General features: G+C 68.8%; 13 protein-coding genes. 9 read left to right on the forward strand and 4 right to left on the reverse strand.

Annotated elements, in window-relative coordinates; translation table 11 throughout:
* Positions 1-95 precede the first annotated feature (95 nt).
* From FDK12_RS13960 to purM, 6 genes are all read left to right on the forward strand, one after another.
* On the forward strand, positions 96-1,100 hold the full coding sequence (locus tag FDK12_RS13960) for an asparaginase (RefSeq protein ID WP_137370111.1): 1,005 nt from the start codon (positions 96-98) through the stop codon (positions 1,098-1,100).
* A gap of 14 nt (positions 1,101-1,114) precedes the next feature.
* On the forward strand, positions 1,115-1,480 hold the full coding sequence (locus FDK12_RS13965; RefSeq protein ID WP_137370112.1) for a sterol carrier family protein: 366 nt from the start codon (positions 1,115-1,117) through the stop codon (positions 1,478-1,480).
* A gap of 59 nt (positions 1,481-1,539) precedes the next feature.
* The gene (locus tag FDK12_RS13970) at positions 1,540-2,910 is read left to right on the forward strand and encodes a DUF2079 domain-containing protein (RefSeq protein WP_189636351.1); all 1,371 of its coding nucleotides are present in this window, start codon (positions 1,540-1,542) and stop codon (positions 2,908-2,910) included.
* 19 nt (positions 2,911-2,929) lie between these two features.
* Entirely contained in the window at positions 2,930-3,406 is a 477-nt protein-coding gene (locus FDK12_RS15275) for a hypothetical protein (protein WP_223263295.1), read from the forward strand.
* An 82-nt stretch (positions 3,407-3,488) separates the two neighbouring features.
* The gene (gene purF, locus FDK12_RS13980) at positions 3,489-5,048 is read left to right on the forward strand and encodes an amidophosphoribosyltransferase (protein ID WP_137370114.1); all 1,560 of its coding nucleotides are present in this window, start codon (positions 3,489-3,491) and stop codon (positions 5,046-5,048) included.
* Positions 5,045-6,169 carry a phosphoribosylformylglycinamidine cyclo-ligase gene (purM, locus tag FDK12_RS13985; RefSeq protein WP_137370115.1) on the forward strand — a complete coding sequence of 375 codons (1,125 nt, stop codon included), beginning with the start codon at positions 5,045-5,047 and terminating at the stop codon, positions 6,167-6,169. Before purF ends, purM begins: the two co-directional genes overlap by 4 nt.
* Before the next feature lie 169 nt (positions 6,170-6,338).
* On the opposite strand, the gene FDK12_RS13990 is transcribed toward purM, so the two are convergent.
* Positions 6,339-9,377 carry an endo-1,4-beta-xylanase gene (locus FDK12_RS13990; RefSeq protein ID WP_137370116.1) on the reverse strand — a complete coding sequence of 1,013 codons (3,039 nt, stop codon included), beginning with the start codon at positions 9,375-9,377 and terminating at the stop codon, positions 6,339-6,341.
* A 79-nt stretch (positions 9,378-9,456) separates the two neighbouring features.
* On the reverse strand, positions 9,457-10,593 hold the full coding sequence (locus FDK12_RS13995) for an endo-1,4-beta-xylanase (protein ID WP_137370117.1): 1,137 nt from the start codon (positions 10,591-10,593) through the stop codon (positions 9,457-9,459).
* 179 nt (positions 10,594-10,772) lie between these two features.
* Between FDK12_RS13995 and FDK12_RS14000 the strand changes: the two genes are divergently transcribed.
* The 3 genes from FDK12_RS14000 (at position 10,773) to FDK12_RS14010 (ending at position 14,562) form a co-directional block, all read left to right on the forward strand.
* Positions 10,773-11,792 carry a LacI family DNA-binding transcriptional regulator gene (locus tag FDK12_RS14000; protein ID WP_223263296.1) on the forward strand — a complete coding sequence of 340 codons (1,020 nt, stop codon included), beginning with the start codon at positions 10,773-10,775 and terminating at the stop codon, positions 11,790-11,792.
* Between the two features lie 91 nt (positions 11,793-11,883).
* A complete protein-coding gene (gene xylA / locus FDK12_RS14005; RefSeq protein WP_137370119.1) occupies positions 11,884-13,074 on the forward strand; it encodes a xylose isomerase in 1,191 nt (396 codons plus the stop codon).
* A 3-nt stretch (positions 13,075-13,077) separates the two neighbouring features.
* The gene (locus FDK12_RS14010) at positions 13,078-14,562 is read left to right on the forward strand and encodes a xylulokinase (protein ID WP_137370120.1); all 1,485 of its coding nucleotides are present in this window, start codon (positions 13,078-13,080) and stop codon (positions 14,560-14,562) included.
* A 113-nt stretch (positions 14,563-14,675) separates the two neighbouring features.
* On the opposite strand, the gene FDK12_RS14015 is transcribed toward FDK12_RS14010, so the two are convergent.
* Together FDK12_RS14015 and FDK12_RS14020 are read right to left on the reverse strand one after the other, a co-directional pair.
* On the reverse strand, positions 14,676-16,268 hold the full coding sequence (locus tag FDK12_RS14015; RefSeq protein WP_137370121.1) for an alkaline phosphatase D family protein: 1,593 nt from the start codon (positions 16,266-16,268) through the stop codon (positions 14,676-14,678).
* A gap of 175 nt (positions 16,269-16,443) precedes the next feature.
* Positions 16,444-18,786, reverse strand: a complete 2,343-nt coding sequence (locus FDK12_RS14020; RefSeq protein ID WP_137370122.1) for a glycoside hydrolase family 3 N-terminal domain-containing protein — start codon at positions 18,784-18,786, stop codon at positions 16,444-16,446.
* Position 18,787: the final 1 nt, after the last annotated feature.

Here is an 18,787-nt window from a genome sequence, read left to right on the forward strand (position 1 = left end):
GACCTGCGCCCGCCGGATGACCGTCCTCTCCGGTGGGCGCAGTTGCACCGGGGACGCCATCGGATCCACGGAGACGGATAGGGAATACTGGGACCATGCCCTCCACCTTCACTACGGCTGACGCCGTGGACTTCGCCGTCCTCGAACGCAACGGCTTCATCGAGTCCCGCCACGTGGGTTCCGCCGTCGTCCTCGCCGCGGACGGCTCGGTCGTGACTGAACTCGGAGACATCGCCAGCCCGATCTTCCCCCGCTCCACGCTCAAGCCCTTCCAGGCACTCGCCAGCATGAAGGCCGGCGTGCCGCTGCGGGGCCCCCAGGTGGCCCTCGCGGCTGCCAGCCACGTCGCCAGCAACGAGCACATGGCCGTGGTCCGCAGCATGCTCGATGCCGCGGGTGTCACGGAGAACGACCTCCAGTGCCCGGAGGACTGGCCCCAGGACGAGGACGCGCGCAACGAGCTCGTGCGCAGCGGCAAGGGCAAGCAGCGCATCGCCTTCAACTGCTCGGGCAAGCACGCCGCCTTCCTCTGGGCCTGCACGGAGAACGGATGGGACACGGCGACCTACCTCGAGCCCACGCATCCCCTCCAGCGTTCGGTGGCGTCCGTGATCGAGGAGTACACGGAGGAGCCCGTGGCCGCGTGGGGCGTGGACGGCTGTGGCGCCCCGGTAGCCGCCGTGTCCCTCACGGGCCTTGCGCGCGGCATCGGCAAGATCGCCAAGGCGCCGTCGGACAAGCACGCCGACGCGCGCGCGGCGACGATCGCCACCGCGATGCTCGACTACCCGTGGGCCGTGCACGGCAACGGGAGGGAGAACTCCGTGGTCATGGAGGACCTGGGGGTCATCGCGAAGAGCGGTGCCGAGGGAGTCCTCGTGCTCGCTGCCCGGACCGGCGCATCGCTCGCCCTGAAAGTCCTCGACGGCAATGCCCGGGCGGCCACGCTCGTCGGCCTGACGCTGTTCGCCGCATCCGGCGCGATCGATGCCGACAAGGTCGGGCCCGTACTGGAGAAAGTCGTTCCCCCGGTCCTCGGCGGCGGCCGCGCCGTCGGCAGCCTCCGCCTCGCCGCCCCGATCATGGCACTGCTCGACTAGGAGCGGCAGAACCAATGGCACGGCGACGTATTCCGCGCGAGGACGGCCACCACGCTCTGGAACTGGTGGCGGCAGGCTCGGCCGGGCGCTCCGAGCTGGCGACCGCGGTGCGCTTCACGCTCGAGGAACTCGCCGAACTGGCGCCCGGCAACAGCGTCGAGGTACGGGTGCCGCCCTTCGGCGTCACCCAGTGCGTGGAGGGCCCGCGCCACACGCGCGGCACTCCGCCCAACGTCGTGGAGACCGATGCCGCCACCTGGCTCGCCCTCGTCACCGGCTCGACGGCCTGGTCCGACGCCGTCGCTGCCGGCAAGGTCGCTGCCTCGGGACTGCGCGCCGACCTGAGCGACTGGCTGCCCCTCTTCGGGCGACCCGCGTGAGCGCCGGTGCTCCTACGAGGAACACGGTCTCCGCAGGCTGGGCGGCCACTGTCGCGGCCGTGCGCCGCCAGCCCCCCGGCGCCTGGCTGACCGGCCTCCTGGCTGCCGTCCTGTACTCCGTCTTCTCCGTCACGCAGTGGCACGGGTTGAGTTCGCCCTCCTGGGACCTGGGCATCTTCACGCAACTCGCCAAGGCCTATGCCGACCTCGCCACCCCGATCGTGCCCATCAAGGGCGAGGACTTCAATCTGCTCGGCGACCACTTCCACCCGCTGCTCGTGCTGCTGGGACCGGCGTACGCCGTCGCGCCGTCCGGCCTGACCATCCTGATCGTGCAGAACCTCCTCTTCGGCCTGTCGGTCGCCGTGGTAAGCCGGGCCGGCATCCGGCTCATCGGCACGCCGGCCGGGATCGCCGTCGGCGCCGCCTATGCCCTGTCCTGGGGACTGCAGTCGGCGGTTGCCGCGCAGTTCCACGAGATCGCGTTCGCCGTGCCGATCCTGGCGCTGAGCCTCGAAGCGGTCCTCCGGCGTCGAGCTCTGCCCGCCGTCCTGTGGGGCGGGCTGCTCGTGTTCGTCAAGGAGGACCTCGGGCTCACCGTCATCGCGCTCGGCCTGATCATCGCGTGGCGGCTCCGCACCGCCGTCGGTCTCTGGCTGGCCGTCTGGGGTGCACTGTGGCTGATCATCTCCGTGCGGCTGATCCTGCCGGCGTTGAATGCCGGCGGGCAGTACGACTACTCCGACCGCATCGACGTCGGCGCGATGATCTCGGATCCCGTCGGTGCCGTCGTCGACCTCGTATCCGGGACGGCGAAGCACCAGACCCTCCTGCTGCTCCTCCTGGCCGGCGGATTCCTGTTCCTCCGCTCCTCACTCACCCTGGTCCTGCTGCCGACCCTGCTGTGGCGGTTCGCCTCGGGCCAGGAGGGGTACTGGGGACCGGAGTGGCACTACAGCGCCGTCCTGATGCCGGTGCTCTTCCTCGCACTGGTGGACGGCGTGCACGGGCTTCGGAGAAGCCGCCGCGACTGGCTGCGCAGCACCGCAGTCGTGGGCGTTCCGGCGGCCGTCGTCGGCTGCCTCGTCCTGCTGCCAACCCAGACGTTCGGCGTGCTCCTCGAGCCGGAGACGTACCGGCAGTCCGAGCGCTGGGACGCCGCCCACCGCATGATGGACCTCATTCCCGAGGGGTCCAGCGTCGAGAGCGGCGTGGTGCTGATGGCCTACCTCGTTCCGGACACCCGGGTGTACTGGCTCGGGAACGCCAACCCGGTACCGGACTACCTCATCGTGGACGCCGATGACTGGAGCTGGGGACCGGTCCGGCCAAGCGACGCCGAGGCCCACGCCGAGGAGCGGTACGCCGGCACCGACTACACGCTCATCTTCGGCGAAGCGGGCTACCAGCTCGTCGAGCGGCAACGCTGACGCCCGGTAGCCTTAAACCATGACCTCCGAGCAGCACTCGCCGAACAGCACGCCCGAGCAGCCCGACACGCGCGGCGCGGTGCCTGCGGACGGGCAACCCGCACCCGCCGACCGCGGGGTGGCGCCGGCGGGGGTCCCCGAGGTCGACGCCGCTCCCGCCGCGGAGGCTCCCGGCGCCGCTCCCGCCGCGTCCGTCGCCGCTCCCACCACCGAGGCTCCCGCCTACCGCGAGGTGACCGTCCGGAGAGCGCCCAAGTTCGTGCCCTTCATGGCGATCGGCGCGATCCTCGGTTTCCTCGCAGCACTCGTGGTCGCCTATACCGGCCCCGCCGATCCGACGCTCACCCGCGAGTCCATTCTCGGTTTCTTCACCGTGGCCTTCGCCATCCCGGGCCTGCTGCTCGCAGCGCTGCTCGTGCTGATCTTCGACCGGCGGAGCGTGAGGAAGGCGGAGCGGGCCCGGGCGGAACGCACGTACGACGACGACGCCGCCTGAGGCCCAGCGCCGGCTCCCGCGTCGGCACGACGCCGGCCTCCCTCCCGCGAGGCGGCATTGCTCGCCATGAGAGAATGGGCCCATGGTGCGCGGCGACGGACAACTCTCCCATGAACTACTTCCCGGCGAAAAAGGACCACAGGATGCCTGCGGTGTTTTCGGCGTCTGGGCGCCCGGCGAGGAGGTGGCCAAGCTCACCTATTACGGGCTGTACGCGTTGCAGCACCGCGGCCAGGAGTCCGCAGGCATCGCGACGAGCAACGGCCGGCGCATCAACGTCTATAAGGACATGGGCCTCGTGTCCCAGGTCTTCGACGAGGCGACACTCAACACCCTGACCGGGCACATCGCCGTCGGTCACTGCCGTTACTCCACCACCGGATCCTCGCACTGGGCCAACGCACAGCCCACGCTCGGCGCAACCGCGGCCGGAACCGTCGCCCTGGCGCACAACGGCAACCTGACCAACTCCGCCGAGCTCTACGACTTGGTCCTCGCCCGGCATGGCAAGCCCCGCTCCGGGGAGCTGGCCCAGGGCAACACGACGGACACCGCCCTCGTCACCGCACTCCTCGCCGGCAATGACGGCCGCTCGCTGGAGGAGACGGCCATGGAGCTCCTACCCAGCATCCGCGGTGCCTTCTGCTTCGTCTTCATGGACGAAGGAACCCTCTATGCCGCCCGCGACGCCTACGGAGTCCGCCCCCTCGTCCTCGGCCGCCTCGAGCGCGGCTGGGTGGTCGCCTCCGAGCAGGCCGCCCTCGCGACCGTCGGCGCGAGCTACATCCGCGAGATCGAGCCCGGCGAGTTCATCGCGATCGACGAGGACGGCGTGCGCAGCAGCCGCTTCGCCACTCCGACCGCCGCCGGCTGCGTCTTCGAGTACGTGTACCTCGCCCGGCCGGACGCCGCGATCGCCGGCCGCTCGGTCTACGAGTCCCGCGTCGAGATGGGCCGCCAGCTGGCCCGCGAGAACTCGGCGCAGGCGGACATCGTGATTCCCGTCCCCGAGTCCGGCACGCCGGCCGCCGTCGGGTTCGCGGAACAATCGGGTATCCCGTTCGCCCACGGCTTCGTCAAGAACGCCTACGTGGGGCGGACGTTCATCCAGCCCAGCCAGACCCTGCGCCAGCTCGGCATCCGGCTCAAGCTGAACGCCCTCGAGTCCGTCATCCGCGGCAAGCGCATCATCGTCGTCGACGATTCGATCGTCCGCGGCAACACGCAGCGCGCTGTCGTCAGGATGCTGCGTGAAGCCGGGGCAGCCGAGGTCCACGTCAAGATCTCCTCGCCGCCCGTGCGCTGGCCATGCTTCTACGGCATCGACTTCGCCTCCCGCGCCGAACTCATCGCCAACGGCGCTGCGATCGACGAGATCAGCAAGTCCATCGGAGCCGACAGCCTCGCGTACATCTCCGAGGACGGCATGATCGACGCGACCCAGCAACCGCGCGAGCGCCTGTGCACCGCATGCTTCACCGGGAGCTACCCGATCGAACTGCCCGACGACGACCGCCTCGGCAAGAACCTGCTGGAGCGCTCCAACCCGGCCGACAAATCCGGCGCCACGGGATGCGACCCCGGACCGGACGCCGAGTTCGAAGCCGTACTGACAGACGAAGACAAGAAAGAGCGGGTATGAGCCTCGAGGACCAGATGTCCAATCCCATCACCTATGCCAGTGCAGGAGTGGACGTCGAAGCGGGCGACCGCGCCGTCGAGCTCATGAAGGATGCCGTCCGCGCGACGCACGGGGAACAGGTCATCGGTGGGGTCGGCGGCTTCGCAGGTCTCTTCGACGTCTCCCGCCTCCTGACGTACACGCGGCCCCTCCTCGCGACGTCGACCGACGGCGTGGGTACCAAGGTGGCGATTGCGCAGGCGATGGACATCCACGACACCATCGGTTTCGACCTGGTGGGTATGGTCGTTGACGACATCGTGGTGGTCGGAGCTGAGCCGCTCTTCATGACGGACTACATCGCATGCGGGAAGGTGGTTCCCGAACGGATCGCCGACATCGTCCGTGGCATCGCTGCCGGGTGTTCGGCGGCCGGCACGGCACTGGTGGGTGGCGAGACAGCCGAACATCCGGGTCTGCTGGGTGAGCACGAGTACGACGTCGCCGGTGCGGCGACGGGCGTCGTCGAGGCTGACCGGGTGCTCGGACCGGAGCGCATCCGCGAGGGCGACGTCGTCATCGCGATGGCGTCGTCGGGCCTGCACTCCAATGGCTACTCCCTGGTGCGGCGCGTTATCAACCAGGCCGGCTGGGCGCTCGACCGGCAGGTGTCCGAACTGGGCCGGACGCTCGGCGAGGAGCTCCTGGAACCGACGCGCGTCTATGCCGCGGACTGCCTCGCGCTGGCCCGGAACGACGCCGCGCAGGTGCATGGCTTCAGCCACGTCACGGGCGGTGGACTCGCGGCCAACCTCGCACGTGTGCTCCCGCGCGGGCTCGAAGCCACGGTCGACCGCTCCACCTGGGGCCTTCCCCCGATCTTCACCCTCGTCTCGCAGCTCGGCACCGTGCCCCTGCCGGACCTCGAGCGCACCCTCAACCTCGGCGTGGGCATGGTGGCGATCGTCGGAGCAGCGGGTGCCGACACCGCGCTGGCCCAGCTGAATGCCGCCGGCGTACCGTCCTGGGTCATGGGCACGGTGCAGGCCGCGGGTACCGGGAGCACGGACGGACCGGACTACGTGCAGGGCGCCAAGGGCGTCGACGGCGGATCAGTGCGGCTGGTCGGCGCCTACGCCTGACGAATCTCCCACTCCCGCTCGACTCGGAGTGGGTATGTTCGAGCATTCCCACTCGTCGGGGTGCCGGAACGGGATGGAAGCCGCAACCTCACGAACTCGTACGACAGAAGCCCCTGCTCCCGGATGGGAGCAGGGGCTTCTGTGTCGATCGCTGGTCAGTCCCGGACCGTCAGGGCTTACCGGCCTGCTTGCGGGTCACGATGACGTCGAACGACGTGGTGCGGGTGTTGCCCGCCTTGTCCGTCGCCGTGCACGTCACCGTCGTTGTACCGACCGGGAAGCGCGTGCCCGAGGCAGGCGTGCAGGTCAGCTGCACGGGGCCGTCGAGCGTGTCGATGGCGGACGGCAGGGCGTAGTTCACCTTGACCCCGCTGGCACCGTTCGACACCGCCCGGATGTCCGACTGGTCCGCGATCCGCGGCGGCAGCACGTCCGCCGGACGGGCAGGCAGGCGGCTCGGGTCGACGATCCCCCAGAAGGCCGGGGTGACCTGCAGCTCGTCGTCGAAGGGCAGCGGCTGCTCCCAGGGACGTGCCATCGGCCAGGTGCGGAGCCACGTCCTGGCGTTGCTGATGCCCCAGAAGGTGACCGAATCGACGGACGCGTTGTGCTCCCGCAGCATCGCGAAGAGGTCGCGGTAGTAGTAGCCGACCTCCGCAGCTGCGTCGGCGTCGTCCTCGAATGCGGGACTGTACGGATCCGCCGGAGCGCCGCTGACATCGGCGCCCTGGTTCTCCGTGGACGAGTTCACGTCGAGCTCCGTGATGGCCTGCAGGAGCTTCGGGTCCAGTGCCTCGACGGCCTTGATGGAGTCCTCGAGCCACTGCACCGGACGCGCTACGTCGACGTGGGCCTGGTGACCGACGCCGTCGATGGGCACGTTCCGGGCCTTGAGTGCTCCGATCAGCTCGAGGTAGTCGGCGCGCTTCTCCGGCATCTCCGTGTTGTAGTCGTTGATGAACAGGGCTGCATCCGGGAAGTAGCGGTCGGCGAGGCGGAAGGCCTCGTCCACGAATCCCTCGCCGAGGACCTGGAACCAGCGGCTGTCGCGCATGTCGTGCGGGTTGGCCGTATCGCCGTCGGCGATGACCTCGTTCACGACGTCCCACGCCCAGATGGGGCTGTCCCCATTGGGGTAGCGCGCGTCGATGTGGTCCGCGATGCCCTTGATGTGCGCTTCCATCCGGGCCTTGAGAAGCGCCTGGTCTGCCGCACTGTTGGTGAGGTCCCGCGTGCCGTCCTTGAAGAACCAGGCCGGGGTCTGCGAGTGCCAGGCAAGGACGTGTCCGTACACCTGGATATCGTTGGCGTCCGCGAAGTCCAGCAGCTGGTCGAGCTGCGTGAACGCGAACTGTCCCTCGACAGGCTGCACGCTTTCCGGCTTGCCGGCATTCTCCGGTGTGAACGCGTTGAAGTGCTTGCGCACCAGATCCGCGGCCGTGCCGACGGTCTCCCGCGCGTCGATAGCCACTCCCACGTGCTCGATCCCCTCGGCGCCGAGGACGTCCTTCAGCCCCGGAACGTCGGTCTGGATGGGCTTCTCGACGATCGCGGCGAGGCTGAAGTCATCCAGCAGGAAGCTGACGCCGACGGGTCCCTCGACGTACACCTGCGCCTTGTCCGCGGCAGCGCCGAGGGTGTAGGTGCCCCTGAGCTGTGTCCAGCCGTCCGCGGTGACCGAGGCTCCGGCACCGGCGACGCCGTCGTACGCGCTTCCCCCGCCGTTGTCCCGCTGCACGGAGACCTTGAGCGACGCCGACGACTGACCCGGTGCGAGCTTCGCCCACACGGAGATCTCCACCGCAGTACCGACAGGCATGCCCGCGGTCACGTCGAGGGCGGCGCCGTGCCAGGGCTGGGTACGGTTGGTCACGAGCAGGCTGCCGGTGCCGGAGTGGGCGTCGCTGCTTGCAGCGATCTGTACGCCGTCACCACGCGCAGTCCAACCGTCGGTACCCGCCTCGAAGTCGGAGGTGACACCGGCGGGCGCGTCTGCCACGCCCCCCTGAGGGAGCGTGAAAGTCCAGCTCTCCGCGATCTTCTCCGTGACGACCGTGGCCACGGCCTTGACGGTGTTCGAGCGGTCGCCGCCGCCGTCGTGGGCCAGGACCACAGCGCCGGGGCTGAAGGCCTTGCGGAGGTTGGCTGTGAGGGTCGCCTCGCTGAGATCGTTGCCGTCCCAGTCCGCGATGAGGTTGCCGAGGCCGAGCGGCTGCATGCCGAGGGCCGCAGCCACCTCGCCGGTAGAACCCCAGCTACCGTTCGGCGCCCGGAAGTATGGCACCTGCAGCGCTGAATCACCTGCGGCTGCCCGGATGATCCGGAGGTTCTCCTTGAGGTCGGCCTCGACCTGCGCCTGCGTCCAGGAGCCCATGTCCGCGTAGGACGTGCCGTGGTTGCAGAGAGTATGCCCCTCGGCGACGATGCGGCGCAGCAACTCGGTGCCGCCCGGTGCCGTCACATTCTGTCCGATGACGCAGAACGTCGCGGTGATGCCCTTGTCCTTCAGGAAGTCGAGGAGGGCTGTGGTCTCACCCGGGTTCGGGCCGTCGTCGAACGTCAGGGCTGCGACATTGCCCGTGCCGCGAGCGGCTGCGAGGGGTGTTGTCGTCGGATTGGTCGCACCGCCGGGAACGAAGGCCGGATCGGGGGTGGGCTGCCAGGCGCCGCCGTCAGCAGGTGCACCCGTCCCGCTGATCACGACGTCATCCACGAAGTAGTCATAGGGCGCACTCAGGTTTCCTGTCCCGAGGTAGGCCCGCAGCGCGGCAGGGCTGGCACCGGCAGGGGCATTGAAGGTTCCCGTCACAGTCGTCCACGCATCCGCCGAGACGGAGGTGTTGCCGACCCACGTGTAGGCGGGCTCCACGACGAACCGGGCCGACGTCGTCGTGCCTGCTGCCGCCGAGAGCTTGACCTGCGCGGAGAACGTGTAACTGCCTCCCGCCTGCAGGAGGTTGGCCGGCGTCTTGAAGCCGTCGTAGTCGTTCGCCCTGCCCTGCACCAGCAGGGCCTTGTCGCCGTCCGCATCGACGATCGACAGCGCGGACCCACCGTTCTGGCTCAGCGGGCTGAAGTCGCCATCCTCGAAATCTTCCGTCAGCAGCACCGCCGGTTCGTCGGCGGAGGCAGCCGGCAGCGCGAGCGCGCCGGCGCCGGTCATCAAACCGAACGCCGTGGCGCCCGCAATCAGACGTCGTTGTCTCATGATTCTCCTGTCGTTGCGGCCCGCCCCCGGGATGGGGACGGGCCGCCGTGCTTATTGTGGGGGGAGGTGCTACACGTTCCTAGCGGTTACCGCGGCCTGGGGATGCCTGCTCCAGGGTGTCCTGCAGCGCGTAGTAGGCCGGCTTGCGGGTGAAGTCGTTCCACATGACCGTTGCTTCACCTTCATTCGCGAAGAAGACCGGGACCCAGGAGTACTTGTCGGTGAATCCCCAGATCGTGAAGGAGTTGCACTCGTCCACGTTCACGCACGCCTGGAGGGCACGCTGGTAGTACGAGGCCTGCTCAGCGAGCTGGGCTGCCGTCGGCTGGGTGCCCGCGGGCACTCTCATGCGCACGTCGATCTCGGTGATGGCCGTCTCGAGCCCCAGGTCGTCGAAGCGCTGGAGGTTGGCCTGGAGGTCCGCAGGGAACCCGTACTGGGTGCTGAGGTGCCCTTGGACGGCGAAGCCGTCTACGGGAACACCCTGGGCCTGCAGCTTCGGGATGAGGTCAACGTAGGCATCGCTCTTCGCGTTCAGGCTCTCCACGTTGTAGTCGTTGAAGAACAGTTTCGCCTGCGGGTCGGCTTCATGTGCCCAGCGGAACGCGTCACCGATGATCTCGGGCCCGAGTTCCCGGATCCAGATGTTGTCGGTCGTGCGCAGCTTTCCGTTGTCGTCGAAGATCTCGTTGGCTACGTCCCATTGCTGGATCTTGCCCGCGTACCGACCCACGACGGTCTGGATGTGATCCTTGAGGATCGCCCGCAGTTCATCCTTCGAGTAGTTGCCCTGCTCGAGCCATGCGGGATTCTGGCTGTGCCAGAACAGGGTGTGCCCGCGAACCACCTGCTTGTTGTCCTGTGCGAACTGGACGATCGCGTCCATCTCGGCGAAACGGTAGGTGTCGCGGGCCGGGTGCACGAACTCCCACTTGAGCTGGTTCTCGGGCGACACCGAGTTGAACTCCGCGGCGAGGTGCCGCAGGTATTCCTTGTCATTCGGGAACGGAGCGGGATAGCCCTGGGTCTCGTGGTGGCCGCCGCCGGCAACGGCCGTTCCGATCTTGAGATCCTGCGGCGCGACCCACCGGAGGGTGTCCTTCTTCTGGATGCCGGGTGCCTGAGATCTCTGGTCCTGTGCCGCGAGGGCGGGAACGGTGGGAAGAAGCATTGCCGAAGCGAGTACTGCCGCGGCAATGGATTTGTAAACCTTCATGAGCTCTCCTTTGAGGTACCTGAGGTGCGGCAGTCCGATACTTTGATCGGAACGTTTCCGGAAGTTTCCGGAAATACCGTTGCTGTAGGTTAGGAACACCGCGCAGGTGAGGTCAAGGGCGCGGCAGAAATATGTCCCCGGGGTGTACACCAGCGTCTTCGGGTGCCCGAGGAGGATTCGTGCAGGAGAACACCCAGCAAGCCGTGACGATCTCGGCCATCGCCTCGGCGGCCGGAGTATCCGTCCCCACGGTGTCCCGCGTGCTCAACGGTCGCTCCGATGTCGCCCCCGCGACGCGCGAACGCATCGAGAACCTGCTTCGTGAGTACGGCTACCGCCGTCGTGGAGCGACTCAGGCGCCGTCACGCCTGGTCGACCTCGTGTTCAACGATCTCGACAGCCCCTGGGCCGTCGAGATCATCCGGGGCGTCGAGGAGGCGTTGAACGCTGACGGCCTGTCCGTCGTCGTGTCAGCCATCCACCGGCGCGGCAGCGCCGACTCGACGCGGAAGTGGCTCGACATCCTGGGAGCCCGGACGAGTGATGGCGCCATCCTCGTGACCACCGACCTGGATTCGTTCCTCCACGCGGAACTGCAGCGCCTCCACCTGCCCGTGGTCGTGGTGGATCCCGCCGGAGTTCCGGACCTCGAGGTGCCCACGATCGGCGCCACCAACTGGACAGGAGCGGTCACGGCGACCGAGCACCTCATCCAGCAGAACCATCGGCGGATCGGCTTCGTGGCCGGCCGTCCGGGGCTGTGGTGCAGCCGTGCCCGCCTCGACGGCTACCGGGCAGGGCTCGACGCCGCGGGCATCCCCTTCGATCCGGCACTCGTCATCAGCGGCGATTTCGACTACGAGTCGGGATTCTCCGCCGGAACGGAACTGCTCGCGCTCCGCGACCGTCCGAGCGCGATCTTCGCCGCAAGTGACCAGATGGCGCTCGGCGTCTACGAGGCGGCACGGCAGCAGGGACTACGCATCCCGGACGACCTGAGCGTGATCGGATTCGACGACCTGCCGGAAGCCGGCTGGGCGTCTCCCCCGCTGACGACCGTCCGGCAGCCCCTGTCCGAGATGGGCACGCTCGCAGCCCGGACGCTCGTACGCCTGATCAAGGGCGAGGCCGTCGAGAGCCCCCGGATCGAAGTGTCCACCCGCCTCGTCACCCGAGCGAGCGTGCGGGCGGCCGGCTGATACGGCTTCCGGCAACTTCCGCTTGACTTCGGGCGCAAACCCAATATGTTTATTAGGACAACATATTGGTCACACACCCCTGGAGCACTCAATGGCGATCGAGCCCACCCGCGACGACAAATTCTCCTTCGGCCTCTGGACGGTGGGCTGGGAAGCCCAAGACCAGTTCGGTTCCGCAACCCGAGCGCCGCTCGACGTCGTCGAAGCGGTCAACCGCCTCAGCGACCTCGGTGCCTACGGGATCACCTTCCACGACGACGACCTCTTCCCCTTCGGCTCGAGCGCCACCGAGCGCCAGGCGCAGATCGACCGGCTCAAGGGCGCCCTGGCATCGACCGGACTGATCGTTCCCATGGTCACGACGAACCTCTTCAGCCACCCGGTCTTCAAGGACGGCGGCTTCACGAGCAACGACCGCGGCGTCCGCCGCTTCGCCCTCCGCAAGGTCCTCGACAACATCGACCTCGCGGCAGAGCTCGGCGCCAAGACGTTCGTCATGTGGGGCGGCCGTGAAGGCAGCGAGTACGACGCCGCCAAGGACATCCGCGGCGCGCTGGAGCGTTACCGCGAGGCGGTCAACCTGCTCGGCGACTACGTCACCGACAAGGGCTACGACATCCGCTTCGCGATCGAACCCAAGCCCAACGAACCACGCGGCGACATCCTGCTGCCCACCCTCGGGCACGCGATGGCCTTCATCGAGACGCTGGAGCGTCCCGAGCTCGTGGGCATCAACCCCGAGACCGGCCACGAGCAGATGGCCGGGCTGAACTTCACGCACGGCATCGCACAGGCCCTGTACCAGGGCAAGCTGTTCCACATCGACCTCAACGGCCAGCGCAGCATCAAGTTCGACCAGGACCTCGTCTTCGGACACGGCGACCTGCAGAACGCGTTCTCGCTCGTGGACCTGCTCGAGAACGGCGGCCCCGCCGGTGGCCCGTCCTACGACGGCCCGCGCCACTTCGACTACAAGCCGAGCCGCACCGAGGACATGGACGGAGTCTGGCACTCGGCTGCAGCGAACATGCAGACCTACCTCCTGCTCAAGGAACGCGCTGCAGCGTTCCGCGCCGACCCCGAGGTCCAGGCCGCACTCGCCGCATCACGCGTGTCCGAGATCAATGAGCCGACCCTCAACGAGGGCGAAGGCTACGAGGCCCTGCGGGCCGACCGCGCCTCCTACGAGGAGTTCGACACCGACGCCTACTTCAACGGCAAGGGCTTCGGTTTCGTGAAGCTCCAGCAGCTCTTCATCGAGCACCTGCTCGGAGCCCGCTGACCCATGGCCCTCGTTGCCGGCGTCGATTCGTCGACGCAGAGCTGCAAGGTCGTCGTCGTCGACACCCTGTCCGGCGCCGCGGTCCGCAGCGGCCGTGCCCTCCACCCGGAGGGCACGGAGGTGGACCCCGCGGCGTGGTGGCAGGCCCTGCTGTCCGCACTGGACGGCGCCGACGGACTAGGGGATGACGTCGACGCCCTCTCCATCGCGGGACAGCAGCACGGAATGGTGCTGCTGGGCTCCGACGGCAGGGTCCTCCGCGACGCGCTGCTGTGGAACGACACCCGGTCAGCGGACGCTGCGCGGGACCTCATCGGCGAGTTAGGTGCCGATGAACTCGTCGCTCGCACCGGTCTTGTTCCCGTGGCGTCGTTCACCGGCACCAAGGTGCGGTGGGTGCGCGATGCCGAACCCGGGATCGCGGCGGCGATCGCCGCCGTCGCGCTCCCCCACGACTGGCTGACCTGGCGGCTGAGGGGCTTCGGCCCCGAGGGCGAATCACCGCTCGGCCCTGTGCTGGAGGAACTGGTCACCGACCGCTCGGATGCGAGTGGTACCGGCTACTGGAATCCTGCGACGGATGGCTACGACCTCGAGCTGTTCGAGCGGATCCTCGGACGCCCTGCGCGTGAGGCGCAGGGCGACGCGCACAAGGACAAGGGCAAGGACGCGGTGGTTCTCCCCCGCGTCCTGCAGGCGGACGCCTCCGCCGGCACCGTGCATTCCTCGTACCTCGCTTCGGCAGACCGGCGGGTCGTCCTCGCACCAGGCGCGGGCGACAATGCGGGTGCTGCGCTGGGGCTGGGCGCTGAGGAGGGCGACGTCGTCGTATCCCTCGGCACCAGCGGTACGGTCTTCGCGGTCGCTGCGGATGCGGTGGCGGATGCGTCGGGCGCGGTGGCAGGGTTCGCCGACGCCAGCGGGCTGTTCCTGCCCCTGGTCGCAACCCTCAACGCAGCGCGGGTGCTGTCCTCCGTATCGGGGATCCTCGGCGTCGACCATGACGGCTTCGCCGCCCTGGCGCAGGCTGCGGATCCGGGTGCCGGCGGCCTCGTCCTGCTGCCCTATTTCGAGGGCGAGCGCACACCCAATCTCCCGACGGCGAAGGCGAGCTTTCACAACCTGAGCATCGCCTCGAGCACTCGGGAGAACATCGCCCGGGCTGCGATCGAGGGCATGCTGTGTGGACTCGCCGATGCCCTGGACGCCGTGCGCGCGACGGGCGTGGCGCCGCGCCACCTGCTGCTGATCGGTGGGGCGGCGCAGAACAAGGCCGTCCAGGAGGTTGCCGCGCAGGTGTTCGACCTGCCTGTGCGCATTCCCGCACCGGGCGAGTACGTGGCCCGCGGGGCGGCCGTGCAGGCGGCGTGGACGCTGACGGGTTCGAGGCCGGAGTGGCGGGTGGACACGGTCGAGGATCGCGCTGTCGATCATCGACCGGTCATCCGGGAGCAGTATCGCGCTGCATCGGACTCGGTGACCTTCTAGTCGTCGAGCCGAGATGGCTCGAGGCGCCACCCCTGTCGGGGTGGCGCCTCTTTCCGTTCGGCCTCAGCTGACGCGGACGAGCGGTGCCGGAATGTCCGGTCCGGGCCTGGGGCTCACCCGGCCGGCTGCAGCCCGGGCACGCCGTCGTCGATGCGGAAGGACGCCTTCGTGCCGACCGGCGATCCCGGCGTCGTCACGTAGTCGAGAACCCGGAAATCGACCGCCATCGACTCCTTGGTGATGCGGGTGTTCACGTAGCCGCGCTGGTCGTTGTAGAACTTCAGGTGCGGATTCCATGCCTGCACCGGATCGCTCGTCGCGCCGTTGCCGTTGCCCGTGGAGGTGATGGACGTGCAGACGAGCTCGGTCCCGACGGTCGGTGACTGGGGATCCTTGTAGTCCACCTTCACGTCGTTCGCCCAGTTCCTGTGCACGTCACCCGTGAGGACGACGGCGTTGCGCACGTTGGCGTCCACCCAGCCCTGGGTGATCCTGCGTCGCGATGCCGCGTACCCGTCCCAGCCATCCATGGACACGTCATCGACCTCGGGGGCCCGGTCGCGGTCCCGCTCGGCGAAGAAGACCTGCTGCCCGAGGATGTCCCACTGTTGCGTTGAACTCCTGAACCCGTCGAGCAGCCACTTCTCCTGCTCGTCTCCCGTGATGGTGCGGTTCTCCGCGAGCCGCTCCGCCACGTTCTTCTTCCAGCCGTCGCCGGCAAGCTGGTCGTCGCGGTATTGACGTGTGTCCATCATGTGGAAGTTGGCGAGCTGTCCCCACTGCAGGGTGCGGTAGATCTTCATGTCCGGGCCCGTCGGCACGGACGAGGCGCGCAGCGGCATGTTCTCGTAGTAGGCCTTGAAGGCTGCTGCACGCCGCAGGCGGAAGCGCTCCAGCGTGTCGTTCTGTTCCGCGGCGTTCATGTTCTCGGGGACGTCATCGGCCCAGTTGTTGTCCACCTCGTGGTCGTCCCACACCACGAGCCAGGGAGCGATCGCGTGCGCCGCCTGCAGGTCGGGGTCGGACTTGTACTGGGCGTGACGCTGCCGGTAGCCCTCGAGGCTGACCGTCTCCGGCCCCGCATGGTCGCGCGGATTCCCTCCGTCGATGACGTAGCTGTCCTTGCGGTACTCGTACAGGTAATCGCCCAGGTGCAGGACGAGGTCGGGGTGGTCCTCGGCGAGGCGCCGGTAGCCCGTGAAGTAACCGTGCTCGTACTGGGCGCAACTGGCGAAGGCCATCGCCAGGGCTGCGGGTGTCTCGCGCGGCGCGGGGCTCGTGAGCGTCCTGCCGGTCATGCTGAGGTGGCGGCCGGCGCGGAACCGGTAGAAGTACTCGCGTCCGGGCCTCAGGCCCGACACCTCCACGTGCACCGAATGCGCCTCGTCGATGGTCGTCCTACGCACACCGCGCGCGACGATCCTCGCCATGCGGGCGTCCTCCGCGACCTCCCATGCCACCACGACGGGACGCGTGGGCATGCCGCCCAGCCCGTTCTCGGCGAGCGGGTCGACGGCGAGGCGCGTCCAGAGGACGAATCCGTCGGGTGAGGGCTCACCCGAGGCGACGCCGAGGGTGAACGGATCAGTACGGAGACCGGAATCCTGAGCGGTCGAGACGTTGGCGGAAGCAGCGCCCGGAAGGGCGATGATGGCACCGGCACCGAGGCCGGCGCCGAGGAGTGTTCTGCGGCTGATGGCGTCCATGGCTCCGACGCTAGGCACGGCACCATGACACCGATTGTTGCCCCGATGAACGAAAAATGAACTCCCCGCGACATGTCGACGGTGCGGAGCATCATCGACATGTCGCGGGGAGCACAGGTGTACGGCGTGTCCGCCGCCCGTCCAGGCTGATGCCAGGGCTGCCCGTGGCCCGGCGTCAGACGGCGCTCACCCGCACGTCGCAGTGCAACCGGCGGGTGTGGTCCACGGTCCGCACCGTGCCCGTCAGGTCGAGGGGCAGGGCCGCGCGGATGTCGCTGCTCGACGCTCCGAGCCGCAGCTCGAGCGCCCCCGGCTCGACGACCCTCGCCCCGTCGCGACCCGTGAAGGACGTGACATCCGCAGGGACGGTGAAGGCGACGCGCGCCGACGCTCCAGCCGCCAGTTCCACCCGGGCATAGCCGATGAGCCGCTGCACGGGCCGGACGACCGACGCCACCGGATCGTGCAGGTAGAGCTGCACCACCTCGACGCCGTCGCGCTCGCCCTCGTTGGTCACCGTCATCGTGACTGTGACCTCGCCGTCGGTCGCGGCGGTGTCCGCCGTCGACCCGGCATCGTGCCACGTGAACCGGGTGTAGCTGATGCCGTGCCCGAAGGCGAAGGCCGCCGTCGGATCGATGTTGGACACGCCGCTCGACTGTGCCAGCGGCGCGGCGAGGTAGGTGGACGGCTGGGCACCCGGCGTCCCGGGAATGCTGACGGGCAACCGGCCGCTCGGATTGGTCCGCCCGCTGAGCACGCCGGCCACGGCCGCTGCACCCTCCTCGCCCGGGAAGAACCCCTGGACGATGGCGGCAGCACCCGTGGCAGCGGAGCCGAGGGCGTACGGGCGACCTGTCAGCAGGACGACCACGACGGGCTTGCCGGTCGCGATCAGCGCGTCGAGCAGCTGCTGCTGCACGCCGGGCAGTGCCAGCGATTCGGCATCGCACCCCTCACCGCTCGTACCGCGCCCGAAGAGTCCGGCCCGGTCCCCCAGCACGGCGACGACGACGTCGGACCCGCCGGCGACGGCAAGCGCTTCGTCGAATCCCGTGGTCGCGGTGCCGTCGACCGTGCAGCCAGCCGCGATGGTGATGTCGCTCTCGGAGAGCTCACGCTGGAGCGCGTCCGCCACCGTCGGGATGGTCAGCCCCATGGCGACGTCGGGGTGCTGCTCGCCGACGTGCGCCGGAAAGGAGTAGCAGCCCAGGAAGGCGCGGTGGGTATCGGCGTTCGGTCCGATCAGGGCGATCCTCGGAGCCTCCGGAAGGGGAAGGATGCCGTTGTTGCTGACCAGGACGATCGACTGCTCGGCCAGCTCGCTCGCGATGGCACGGTTGCCCGGCGGATCGAGGTCGATCGACGGCACGCCCGCTCCGCTACCGTGAAGGGCCGACGGGACGGGCGACCAGTCAGGATCCAGCAGCCCGAGGTCGAGTTTCTGCCGCAGGACCCGGCGGAGGGCGCGGTCGATCAACCCCTCGTCCAGCCTGCCGCCGTCGATCTCGGCGATCAGGTGCTCGCCGAAGGTGTGGACGGTCGGGAGCTCGACGTCGACGCCGGCGGTGAGGGCCGCGGCCGCCGCCTCTCCGAGCGTCGCGGCGACCCGGTGGAGTTCCTTGAGGAATGCGATGCCGAAGTAGTCGGCGACGACCGTGCCGTCGAAGCCCCACGTGTCGCGGAGGAGCGAGGTCAGGAGCGAGGCGTCGGCCGCCGTCGGGACCCCGTCGATGTCCGTGTAGGCGTGCATCACCGAGCGTACTCCGGACTCGCGGACAGCCATCTCGAACGGAGGCAGGAGCACGTCCGCCCGCTCACGCTCGCCGATGGAGACCGGGGCGAGGTTGCGGCCCGCCTTCGACGCCGAATAGCCGACGAAGTGCTTGAGCGTGGCGACGATGCCGGCCAGTTCGAGTCCCTGCACGTACGCCGTCGCGATCGTTCCGATGAGGTACGGATCCTCGCCGATGGTTTCCTCCACGCGGCCCCAGCGGGCATCGCGCACCACATCCAGCACGGGCGCAAGGCCCTGGTGCACGCCCACGGAGCGGAGGTCGGAGCCGATGGCGGTGGACATGGTCCGGACGAGGTCGGGGTTGAAGGTGGCGCCCCAGGCCAGGGGCACCGGGTACGCCGTCGCCTTCCACGCGGCGAAGCCGGCAAGGCACTCCTCGTGCACGAGGGCAGGAATGCCGAAGCGGTTGGCTGCCGCGATGCGCTCCTGCGTGCGCTGCAGCGACAGCGCGCCGAGACCCGGCTCCACCGGAGCGGTGCCGAAGGGGCGCGTGAGCTGGCCGAGCCCGTGCGGCAGCAGCTCGTCGAGATCCACGGCCTCGTTCATCTCGTGCTGGTGCGGGGCCACCTCACCGCCCTCGGTGTTGGCGCCGACCCACACTCCGACGAGCTGCGACACCTTCTCACGCAGGGTCATCGCCCCGATCAGCGCCTCGACGCGTTCCTCGGGTGCGGTGGCGGTGTCCCGCCAGGGGGCGTCGTTCAATGTTGTCTCAGTCATG

The organism is Arthrobacter sp. NamB2, from assembly GCF_005281365.1.
Classification (GTDB): Bacteria; Actinomycetota; Actinomycetes; order Actinomycetales; family Micrococcaceae; genus Arthrobacter_D.